This is a genomic window from Sellimonas sp., from assembly GCF_047234585.1.
Taxonomy (GTDB): Bacteria; Bacillota; Clostridia; order Lachnospirales; family Lachnospiraceae; genus Sellimonas; species Sellimonas caecigallum.
In genome coordinates, this window is record NZ_JBKSWG010000013.1 from 72034 (window position 1) to 84063 (window position 12030).

Consider the following 12030-nt stretch of genomic DNA (forward strand, 5'->3'; position numbering starts at 1 on the left):
GTCCTTTTCCACATCCTGCCTGTATTCTTGATAATGTCTCTGGAAAGGATTATGATAGTGAAATACCGCTGTTCCCAGCGCAATGACTGAAACTTCTTCTTTGTCTGGACATAGTAATGAATCCTTTCTTTTATATTGATTTAAGTATATCAGATTCATCAAAAACTGTCCGAAAAAGTGTCATAATTTTTGAGACCATTATATGCAGTCCGGAATATATCCTCGGTTATTTCTTTCCCTTTTTGGCATCCTTTTTTTCATTTGCATGCATTGTTCCGGTTCCACCTTCAACAACACCATCACTGCGAATAACAGATGCAATCGTGCCAAAAAAGCATTTTATGTCCAGCCAAAAGCTCATGTGCTGGACATAATAGCCATCCAGCTTCGCTTTTACATCAATTTCCAATTCGTCTCGGCCGTGAATCTGTGCCCATCCCGTTAGACCAGGGCGAACATCGTTTGCTCCATATTTATCACGTTCTTCAAGCAAGTCAAATTGGTTCCAGAGGGCGGGTCTTGGCCCTATGACTGCCATATCCCCGACGAGAATATTAAAGAGCTGCGGTAGTTCATCCAATGATGTCTTCCGGAGAAAATGTCCCACCTTTGTTATATACTGATCCGGATTTTCCAACATATGCGTTGGCATATCATGAGGCGTATCAATCCGCATGGTGCGGAATTTTAATATCTGAAAATATTTTTTATGTATTCCTACTCTCTTCTGCTTAAAAAACACCGATCCCGGCGAGTCTATCTTGATCGCGATAACAATCAAAAGATACAGCCATGAGAGACATATAATCCCGCATAGCGACATAATAACTGCTATAACACGTTTTATTTTAGTTCTATACATGGCATATATATTCCTCCCTATTTTTATCAACATAACTGGTAGAACCAGGAATTGTATTGTATATGTATTCAACTGTGAAGTTTAAGTTCTTATTTTCTTCGAAGTAATATAAAAATCACATTTTTGAGAATTTCTTTAAACTTTTGGAACTCCTGTGTTTTCCTAAACGCAATGTAAAAAACGAAATTACAGATAATGCTACATAATAAGATTTTGATAATACTCTGTACAAATATAGGCAGATGAATCGGAGTCAATATTACAAAACATATACCTGCTGCAATCCCTAATGTGACCAAATATTGAATATACTTAACCACATACAAAATTGGTGTTTTACTGAATCCATAAACAAATACTGCATACGGGTCATACCACAGATTTGTAAATAGTCTTGCTAAAAATGTAGCGAATAATATGCCAAAAATCCCCCACTTGTATCCTAATATAACAGAAAAAATAATGTTCAAGACAGCAGTTATAATTTGTAAAAACCGACCATAGCGAAACAATCCCATAGTCTGTTTATATGTCCAGATAGCATTCTGTAAACCTACGGTATAAAAATTCAATGCCATTACTAAAGGAATACTTATTGAAAGAACATATTCATCGCCAAAGCACAGTCTTACAAGATCATTAGAACAGAATATAATGCCTAAAGCTGCCCAACCGAAAATCCAAAAGTTCATCAAGTTTAAGAATGAAAACATCTCAAACTTTTTTTCATTGCTTTCTGTCGCATTATGATTCCCCACACTTGCAGTCAGCCCATTAAACACTTGATTCAGAAGTGAATTCAGTGTATTGACAAGTAACGAATAATTTGATGCAACTCCTGTTGTTGCCAATCCCTGGAAGAAGGTAATTAATATATTATCTGTACTATTTACCAACAATCCTGATATCTTGTAAATTGTCAAATCTCGTATATTATTAAATAGTGATTGTCGTTCTTCCTTCAGCAAGGGTCTAATACTTCTAGCTTTAATAAATGGAAATCTTCGCCCTGCAATTATTGAAATGGTTACATTGTATATAAATGTTCCTGCCGTTTGAATCAGCAAATATACCAGATAATTGTGTGTAGTAACAAGAAATACTGATTGAAAAATGCTCTGAAAAATGGTAATGATATAATTTAAACCTGATACAATATAATTTTGTTGCGCAACAACAAGCAGAGAACTTCTGTAACTAAAAAAATATGTACTTGCTGTATTAAATAAATTAATCAAATACAACAAATGAATGCTTTCCGAAATAGCTGGTTGCTCCTGAATAATAATATTCAAAAATGGCATTAATGCCAGTCCGACACAAGACACTACTATTCCGATAATATAGTACGCCCTCTGATAAAACCTTACTAAAGAAGCGATCTTTTCTTCATCATTCTCCGCCAGAGGTTTATAAAGCGCATATCCTATAGCACTCCCGATTCCTAATTCAGTTAGTGAAAGCATTGTCAGTATGTTAGTAAATAATCCATTTACTCCTAAATAATCTGCTGACAAGTAGCGGACAAAAACCATCCTGCATACAAACCCTAAGATGGTATTAAGTATATATCCACCAATACCAGTTGCAATGTTTAAAATAGAGTATTCTGTTCTCGTTCGTCTTTTCATACATTCACCTTAACAATAACTTTTATTTTAAGAACTGCTGCTTCCACTGTTTTATATTTTCCCATGGCAGATTAATTTCTGTCGAAAAATCATGAAATATCTTTTTTTCTAAACATACCGGAATATCCTTTCTAAGAACTATCGGTAAACCTGTATCCTTTGAAATGCATTCTGCACGGTTATCGATTGAAATAATAATTGAGCGATGTAATGCACCCATAGCCCTTATTCCTGCATGTAGTCTTGTTCCTACATAATCTAGATCATCCTGTTGCAATATTTCATCAAATTTTTTCAACGAGGAAGGAATAAGAAATACTTTTTCTTCATATCCAAGTTCTCGTAAATAGTTCAGATCAGAACTACCTTGAATCCAAAAATATACTTTTTTATAAGACTCAAGCAGAATTTCCAGCATTTTTTTATCCATAGAATAGTCGCGATTATAATCTGTTATAGTACATATTACATTTTTTGCTTTTCTCTGTGGTATCTGTTTACAATGTTCCTCATCCAGTCTCCACATAGTAGGGCACCCTGTAAAAAGTACATTTTTTATTCCCAATTTTCTTAGCATTTGTTCAGAAAACGTATCTCTAACCGAATGAGTATATCTTTTGTCTAAAATTGTATGGAATAACATTCTTGTATAATAATCAGAGTTATTACTTTGGGAATCAAATCCTACTCCCATTAGGATGGTATTACAGTATGGCATTACATCAGAATCGATTTTCCATAGTCCATAGTTTCGCATTTTCCCTGAAAGTATATTCGTGCCACATAAAATTTTATAGCACGCCTTTTTCAATTCTTTCTTTTCATCCCTCGTAGCAATTCTATGGGTAGGTATTCTTATTAACTCTGTTTTCCCAAATTTCTCTGGCAATTCTTTCAGACAACATTCCATAATAATCTGGTCTCCAGCATTATCGCTTTCTGCAGACGTATCTAATAAAACAGGAAGTTTCTCTCCTGTTTTATGAAACTGCGCAACTAGTAGTTTTCTATAATACACTTCTGACTCTATAGCACATACTGCCTTGCGTTTTATTTTCTGTACTATCTTAAACGGAAGTGTTGTAATCATCTGTTTTAGGCTATATTTTTCCCACACACTTTCTGCTAGTAACACATAATTTCCTAATTGTTTACCATATTTTTTATTTATCCTTTGCTGATGCTGCAGTTCGGCCTTTATTTTTTCATCCATCCACGAAGCAGTAAAATGATGAATAGATACTGTTCTTTCTGTCTGATTCATTTCTCCTGTTCTAAATGTTTTTGGACAAAACACATCAGAAGCATAAACACTCATTCCCGGAAGCAATTGATCTCTATTTTCCTGTACAAGTCCAAACTGCCGCAATGTTTGTGTTGTATAATAAGGCGATGGTAACATATTATAGGATCCATCTTCATTTATAAAAGAAATATTCTCATAAAGATCTCGTGCACACTTTATAATTTCATTATGAGGAGTGGCTCCAAATCCATGACCACAATTGACAAAAAACTCTCCGTCACCTGTATTTTCAAATCCCATAAAAGCGTCTTTATCAAGAAAACGGTCATAGCTTTCCACTAATTCAACATCTGTATCCAAATAGATACCGCCATGTTCATAAACAATATCCAATCTTGCATAATCAGGAACAAATCCCCATTTTTTCGCTTCATATGCCTGCCGCATATATTCATTTTTTGAAAAATCATAATTAGATTCATTCCATTCTTTAATAACATAATCTGGACAGAATTTTTTCCAACTTTCAATACAGTACTGCACCGAAGCCGGTTTCTCCTTTCCCCCTACCCAGCAATAATGAATAATTTTTGGTATTTCTCCCATATTAAATTTTCTCCCTGCAGTTTCATCCTTCATTTAAAAACGAAATATAATCGAAGTCGTCAAGATATCGGCGTACTAGAAATTGTTGCTTAAACCCTAGTAAAACTCCTACTCCAGTTTCTTGTTCAAATCCTTTTATGTAATAAGCTGACTCAAATTCCGGATATTCCTTATGAGTAAATATCACTTTATGTTTATATGGAAGTGCATCAAAACGTCTAATACTTTCATAAGTACAATTATCTCCGTCTATTCCCAGAATAAACAAATTATCCCAGTCAATTCTCCTTTTTCTTTCTTCCCATTTATTCACAGCTTCTTCAAAAGTTTTATAGTGATTGAAGCGAATTTCAATATCCCCGAGCATTCCCGTAGGATAACTAAACCTTGGATCATCATACGGGAAAATTGGCTGCTCCATATACCATCGCAGATTTTCTAACATTCTTACATAATCATTCATGTCAAAACTCAGATTAATTGTCGGAGACATAAATTTTAATTTCATATCATAATATATAAATTCCCCATTACAGTTTGATGAAATGATGGTCGGGCTTAAATTTTTAAGTCTACGCCGTTTTCTTTCTTTATATAACCGCCATTCTATTCTTTGCAATAAATTCATACGGGTTTACCTCAATATAAAATATTATGTAACTTGGGAAAATAGCGCAAAAGCCACAAACGTACTTTCTGTTTTAGACTAATATTCTTTGACTTTATAAGCTGTTTATATGCAACAATATATTTCTGCAATGCATCGAAATGTTTATATCGATTTTCCTCTGTTCGAGATATATTTTTTTCAGCATTTGCCACAGCTACATATAAACTCAAACACGCTTCATCTCCATATGGCTGAATATTTTTCTTCAACAAAAACATTGCCCTTAGCCAAACAGCTTCAATAAAGTCAAAATATCGATCCGTCATCACATTTTGTCCAAGTATACTTGAACGTCTCGAACGATAAAAATAGCCGTCATAACCAGTTAATACAATTGATTTTGCACTGTATACCAGAGTATGATAAACATATGTATCTTCATAAAACTTTCCTTTTGGAAAGCGGACAGAATTAAATAAATCTGCCCTAAATATCTTGTTGCATACCGAGGGCTGCGGTAATGTTTCAAATCTATCTGTGCCATTCAGCACTTTTAAGATATTAGAAGGTATATAAAATGGTTCTGTCTCTCCATTTTCAAAATATCTAATCATATTGCACACAGCAATATCACATTTTTCCTCCTTCATTCCGGAAATCATTTGTGAAATTGTATCTTCTGCCAGAAAATCGTCGCCATCAACAAATGAATAATATACTCCAGTCGCAGAATCAATTCCTACATTCCTCGCATCTGATAGACCACCATTTTTTTTATGGATTACTTTTATCCTAATATCCTTTCCAGCATATGCATCACAAAGCTGTCCAGAAGAATCTGTAGATCCATCATCCACTAAAATTATCTCAATATTTTTATACGACTGACCTATCAAGCTTTCAATGCATTCTTCCACATATTTTTCCACATTATATATTGGAACTATTACAGAAACTAACTCCTCCATCTTCACTATCCTCCTACAAAAACGAGATCATAAACCGATTTTCAATACATTTCGCAGAAAGCATGTAAATACAAAAGAGAATTCTGCCATATTTAACCACAATTTTTCTGTCAGTCTTATACCTGATTTTGTATGAGCGTCCACGGGATACTTGTTCAATACTTTCTTTATATAGTTCAGTGCCTCTTTTCTCTCTTGTCTTTTCATAAATCTAAGCACAAATTGTCCTTGATAGATGCAAGAAAACCATAAATTATTTAGACTTTTTCCAAGAAGCTCAGGAAAATGGTAGCAAATATAATCATGGCGTTTTGTCTTAGCCTCAAGTGCCTGGAGGCGGTTATCTGGTTTCAAAGAATGCATAACTGAATTTTCTTGCTGTCGATATGCATATAATTTTGCGTTTGATCTAATTAGTTCTCTTGCGTTCCCAATTACCTGATATGTCCAATATTCATCATCAATTTTCTTACCTTCTGGAAACTTAATATCGTCGATAACACTACGTCGATATAATTTATTCCAAATCAACTGTCTGAAAAAACGATCTTCTATATTTTCTTTCATAGCCTCTACGGCAGTATATTTCATTATCATACAATTATTAGGGTTTGCAAATTGAGCATTATCTCCATCTGTCTCCAAATAACTACACTCTGCAATATCTGTTTCGTTAGTTATTAATTTCAATAAATGCTTATAAAAATCTGATGCAATATAATCATCACTGTCTACGAATCCTATAAATTCTCCTCTAGCGATATCTAGGGCAATATTTCTTGCCTTACCTCCACCACCATTTTGGGTGTGAATTACCTTTATCCTTTTATCCTTCTTCGCCCACTCATCGCAAATCTGGGGACTTCTGTCAGTTGAACCATCATCTACCAAAATTATTTCTAGATCTCTATACTCTTGTCGCACAATTGAACTAATACACTGATTCAAGAAAGATTCAACATTAAATACTGGAACAATTACACTAATTACTTCCATATTAATTCCTCATTCTATACTGTATTTTTTATCTAGCCCGGTTACTTTTTCATATAATGTATGTACTAACCGATAGCTAGCCGGCCATAGCACCGTCCATACTACCTTAATTTTCGTTGATTTACTCAAATATTCACATTCCATTATGTATTTTAATTTACCTTTCAATTCTTTACGTATTCTCGCACGATATGGCCTAATCAACTCTGGTTGATCTCTATCTGACATAACTGCTATTCCTACCATTTGATTAAACAGCCTTTCTTCCGCCACCTTATTCACTTCTGAAGAGTCAATAGAATTAGTACATATAATCTTCATTACCTTAATTGGATCCTTCAATTTGTTTTCGTTAATTTTCGAAGTAGCTGCAGAATTTTGACGTAATATATAATTATACGGACAAATGTCTTCATAAACAGAACACTTTGCTTCTTTAAATAAAAAATAATTCAATAATAAATCTTCATTTATTCTAATAGAAGTAAATAATTGCTCATGTTTCAATAAATTTTCAAATAATTGTTTAGAAAAAAGTTTATTACACAGTCCTGGCTCTACAAACAATCCCGAAACTAGATCTTTCAATCCCATCATATTATTCTGAAATAAAATTTTTTTTGTATTATAATAGTAATCGATATGTCCATCAGGAAATATCATTTTATAACCACAATGAGAAATATCCGCATGATATTGGACTATATTACTCAGAAGATATTCAAACATTTTCGGCTCAACATAATCATCTCCATCAACAAATCCTATATATAGCCCTGTTGCTATACCTATTCCCGCAAATCTTGCACTCGAAACACCGCCGTTCTTCTTATGAATCGGAATAATACGCTTATCTGAGGTTGCATATTTGTCGATAATCCTTCCTGTCTTATCTGTAGATCCATCATCTACTACAATAATCTCAAGATTTGTATGCGTCTGCTTTATAATACTTTCCAGACAACGCCCTATATATGCTTCTATGTTATACGCCGGTACAATTATTGATATAATAATATCTTCCATTAGTCAATATAACCTATATATCCTTTCAAACTTTTTTTTTGTTCTAACCGTTTTTCCATTGAAACATTTCGGCGAAGTGTATACTCTTCACCAAATTGCGGAGAGTTTTCCATGCGTTTTTTTTCTTTTTGTAAATACTCTTCAAGCGTACAAATTATCTTAGCTGGTGTCCCTGCCGCTACCATATTATCTGGTATATCATGAGTCACTGTACTGTTAGCGCCGATAATAACATTATTACCTATATTGACACCAGGTAATACAACGGTTTCAGCTCCTAAAAAAGCATTGTCTCCGATGTTAACTCTTCCTATTTTGGTATAATTTAAAAACTGTTTTGTACTGGCATCATGACAAAGGACATGGACTCTTGGAGCCATTGTTACGTTATTACCAATCTCAATTAACCAGCAGTGTGATGGATCAAGAATAACTCCATTTAAACGTTTAAAGTTCTTTCCCACCTTCATTCCCATTTTTATCAAACGGTCTGTTGTATATTCTCCTCGCAATCTATAAACAAATTCTTTTATTATATTCATAATTCTGCCCTTCACAAATTTAAAAACATTTTTTCAACAGCCAAAACTGTATTCTCAGTATTGAACTTTTTTCCTCTGTCTTTTGCTTTATTTCTATAAAACTTTAGCATTTCCGGATTATCTAACAGTTCCTTTATAGCTTTATATAATGCCTCGTCGTTATTATCGGTAATGATACCAAATTCATTATGGGCTCCCAGCATTTCTCGCATGCCAGATACCTCAACCGTACATACAGGAAGTCCCACTATTAAGGCTTCTGTTGCAGCAGTTGAAAATCCTTCTGCATGGCTGGCACACACAAATAAATCACACCTTTTCATATATTTATATGGATTTACCTGATAACCCAACAAGTCAACAGATTTTTCCAACTTATTCTCGGTAATATAGCTTTTCATATTTCTTTCTTCTGGTCCAATTCCCAATATATATAAATGCACTGGATATCCGTTATCCACAAATTTTTTTACAATCCGAAGAAGCCTGTCAAATCCCTTGCTGAGAAGCAGCTTTCCTATTCCCACCATCTTAAACTCATTTTGAGAAAATTCTACATCTTTTACTACTTCTTCTGATGCAATAACAATCTTGGAACTTTCATTTGTGTTATAATATACATCTATTGGCACAGAAATAGGAAAAATCATTAAAAAATCTGTTTTCACAGTCTCAGAAACACATACGATTTGATTAAACTTATTATAACACCTTATCGCCTCTATCATATTTCGAAATGATGCCGTTGCCCTTTTCTTTGTCTTTTGCTCGATATGTATCCAAGAAACCAGTTTCGTATCTTTATACGGGCAGCCACTAATAATTCTGGAACATGGTCCCTCCAAATATGCAACCTCAATATCATAATGTTCTTTAATAAAAATCTTATGTAAAGCCGTTGGACTCATTAACTTCATTATATGCGAATTAGCAGGAAACACTTTTGAAAATACTGTCTTATATTTAATATTTACATTTAGGAACTGTCGATTAACACCTATGTCAAATAAAGTCATAACTGTTATATCAAACTTCATAGTATCCATATTATTAACCAGATTGACGAGTACTTTCTCCGCTCCCCCCTGTCCTAAATCATGTATTAAGAACAATATTTTTTTCATTTCACTCTCCCCTTACCATTCGGAAATATCTTTGCACATTTTAGCCTTTCTTTAGCTTTGATATAATTCTCATAAACCAATAAACAATGCCATAATCTATACAATCATACACAAGAAAAGAGTAACATCGACCGATCTTATACAACCTATGTTCATTAAAAAACTGAAAAATCTTAGGATTTCTTAATATTTTTCTCAATTTCCACGCTTTATGATTTTTCTTAGAATATTTTAACGCATATAACTGCTCCTCTGTTTTCCAGCTAAATTCACCATAGTGGTGGGCTTTGCTACAGTAATCATCAAATGAAATAAAAAGTATTCCATTAACACATTGTGTTGTATTATTTGCTGCAAAACCAGGAACTTTTCGCCTAATTACCTCTGTGTTTCTCACTGGACAAGCCAAATCATTTATATTTTCCAAAGAAAACTCAAGCTTCATATAATCATCTAGCAAACTTTTTACTAAGTGATTGCCCTTCTCGGCACCAAAACCTAACCCTGTATTTATCTGATTATGATTTTGAAAAAACATAAATGCATTGTTGTCAAACAGGTTACCAAACGATTCATACAATTCCACATCGGTATCCAAATATATGCCGCCAAACTCATAAACTGCTTTCAATCTGACAAAATCGCTTACAAAAGCCCATTTTTTACATCTATATGCCTCTTCAACAAATGAACAGCAGGATAAATCTGTATTATCTTCATTCCACTCAATGATTTTCCAGTCTGGCATATAATGTTTCCAAGATTGTATACACTTATCAAAAACTGCTGGTTTTTTCCCTTTTCCAAACCAGCAGTAATGTATAATTTTAGGAATCATAGATATAATTTCCTTTCATTCAAAATTTCCACATTATGCTCTAATCAGATCCTCATGCATTTTGTTTATTCCATAACTTTTCTGGGAATGCCTCCCCAATTTGTTTTGTCATAGCTGACAAATTGGGGAGACAAGCAGGTTTCATGCATAGTGCCTCCTCAATAGATAGCGCCACCGGAAAATTATATCGCTCTGTACTATAATACCAATCACAGTACTTAAATCTATCAACTTGAGCATTACCAAGCATAACTGCCGGCACACCATATGCTTCTGCTAATATAATGCCATGCAAAGAACTGCTTATTACCAACTCTGCTTCAAGAATTTTATTAATGAATGATTTATAATCCGTTGTCACAGGAGAAAGTGTCCCTTTCTCTCTTTGAACTGAGTGATGTGATATTACCACATAGTTCTTATTTTTCTTAATACTTTTCGGTTTATAAATCATTGGCATCAAAATTGCAGGATCACCATAAATCTCAGGACATTTATATCCATTTTTTTGCAATACTTCTCTGGTCAACGGACCTCTTACACTACAAATATCTAGTTTTCGAATTTTTCTCCACCAATACATGTGGTCTTGAAGGCAACCGCTTCCCCAAACAGTTGCATCCTGAAAGCCGCTATCTATTATAGAGCCCAATGCATATAGATGCTGTGTCTTGCCATTATAACTGGAATCTGATGTAATCCCTCGTTCTTTTTTCATCCACTCTACAATTACCCAAGACAGGTAATCACCTATATTTATTTTCCCATAAGGCATTCGCCACCAATGCAAATTTACATTTCTTTTCACTGCGTGCATTGATACATCGCGCAAGATAATCGAGTCTCGTATAATATATTCTTTAGAAACAGAAGGAATTGCTTTAACTATATCTAAATATCTTCTAACTATCTTTATATCCTTCTTTTGCAAAAACTTCTCTTTATGCATCTCACACTTCCAACTATTCTATGTATAATGAAAAATATTTTTTTATGATTTTTCAAAAGGTAAACTTCTTTTTGTAAATAAATAGGATACTCCCTCTCTGGCAATAATACATTTTTCTCTTCGTCTTTGTGCCTAGCAATAAGATCATTTAGTACAGATAACGGCTTTAGTGCTTCCGTATAAACAATACACATTTCTACAAAATATATTTCTGCAAACTTTGACCCAAAATTTGATTCTATATCATGATTCTCTAACAGCCATTTGTCCATTTTACGCCACGCCTGCATCCAAGTCTGATATCTACCTATAATATTTCCATCCAGATTATGTACGGCAGATGCTGAATTCAATCGATATATGTACATGGGTTTTGTGTAAAAAGCCATTTTGTTACATAAACATTCTACTTCAACTTTAAAAATTTCATCCTCATTGTATTTCAAATTAGGCAAAAATTTTATTTTCTTTTCCTTCAAGAAGCTATTTTTAAAAAAAAGACAGCCAAGATGTCTTTTGCCATGTGCCCAAACTGCATCTAATCCTCCACTCAGTTCTTCGTTTCCTTTATTATTAATTACTAAGACTTCCCATATCTAAAATGGGCTTCGCACCTTGAAAATTCAATATTT

12 protein-coding genes are annotated in these 12030 nt (G+C 33.8%); all 12 read right to left on the bottom strand.

The genetic code is table 11. From position 1 onward, the window contains the following. Positions 1 to 226: 226 nt before the first annotated feature. Positions 227 to 862 carry a sugar transferase gene (locus tag ACLROL_RS07125; protein ID WP_413067571.1) on the bottom strand — a complete coding sequence of 212 codons (636 nt, stop codon included), beginning with the start codon at positions 860 to 862 and terminating at the stop codon, positions 227 to 229. An 89-nt stretch (positions 863 to 951) separates the two neighbouring features. Beyond that, a complete protein-coding gene (locus tag ACLROL_RS07130; protein WP_413067572.1) occupies positions 952 to 2493 on the bottom strand; it encodes a lipopolysaccharide biosynthesis protein in 1542 nt (513 codons plus the stop codon). 22 nt (positions 2494 to 2515) lie between these two features. Beyond that, positions 2516 to 4345: a polysaccharide pyruvyl transferase family protein gene (locus ACLROL_RS07135; protein WP_413067573.1), complete on the bottom strand. Its 1830-nt coding sequence runs from the start codon at positions 4343 to 4345 to the stop codon at positions 2516 to 2518. A gap of 22 nt (positions 4346 to 4367) precedes the next feature. Further along, entirely contained in the window at positions 4368 to 4973 is a 606-nt protein-coding gene (locus tag ACLROL_RS07140; protein ID WP_413067574.1) for a DUF1919 domain-containing protein, read from the bottom strand. Between the two features lie 11 nt (positions 4974 to 4984). Further along, positions 4985 to 5923, bottom strand: coding sequence for a glycosyltransferase family 2 protein (locus tag ACLROL_RS07145; protein ID WP_413067575.1), 939 nt, complete (start codon positions 5921 to 5923; stop codon positions 4985 to 4987). A gap of 27 nt (positions 5924 to 5950) precedes the next feature. Next, positions 5951 to 6919, bottom strand: coding sequence for a glycosyltransferase (locus ACLROL_RS07150; RefSeq protein WP_413067576.1), 969 nt, complete (start codon positions 6917 to 6919; stop codon positions 5951 to 5953). A gap of 9 nt (positions 6920 to 6928) precedes the next feature. Continuing rightward, positions 6929 to 7945 (bottom strand): glycosyltransferase family 2 protein, encoded by a 1017-nt coding sequence (locus ACLROL_RS07155; RefSeq protein WP_413067577.1) that lies wholly within the window; start codon positions 7943 to 7945, stop codon positions 6929 to 6931. Further along, positions 7945 to 8487 carry an acyltransferase gene (locus ACLROL_RS07160; protein WP_413067578.1) on the bottom strand — a complete coding sequence of 181 codons (543 nt, stop codon included), beginning with the start codon at positions 8485 to 8487 and terminating at the stop codon, positions 7945 to 7947. Before ACLROL_RS07160 ends, ACLROL_RS07155 begins: the two co-directional genes overlap by 1 nt. A gap of 11 nt (positions 8488 to 8498) precedes the next feature. Beyond that, positions 8499 to 9611, bottom strand: a complete 1113-nt coding sequence (locus ACLROL_RS07165; protein ID WP_413067579.1) for a glycosyltransferase — start codon at positions 9609 to 9611, stop codon at positions 8499 to 8501. 40 nt (positions 9612 to 9651) lie between these two features. Then, positions 9652 to 10449 carry a glycosyltransferase family 32 protein gene (locus tag ACLROL_RS07170; RefSeq protein ID WP_413067580.1) on the bottom strand — a complete coding sequence of 266 codons (798 nt, stop codon included), beginning with the start codon at positions 10447 to 10449 and terminating at the stop codon, positions 9652 to 9654. 52 nt (positions 10450 to 10501) lie between these two features. After that, positions 10502 to 11398 carry a polysaccharide pyruvyl transferase family protein gene (locus tag ACLROL_RS07175; RefSeq protein WP_413067581.1) on the bottom strand — a complete coding sequence of 299 codons (897 nt, stop codon included), beginning with the start codon at positions 11396 to 11398 and terminating at the stop codon, positions 10502 to 10504. Next, positions 11362 to 11670: a hypothetical protein gene (locus ACLROL_RS07180; protein ID WP_413067582.1), complete on the bottom strand. Its 309-nt coding sequence runs from the start codon at positions 11668 to 11670 to the stop codon at positions 11362 to 11364. Before ACLROL_RS07180 ends, ACLROL_RS07175 begins: the two co-directional genes overlap by 37 nt. Positions 11671 to 12030: the final 360 nt, after the last annotated feature.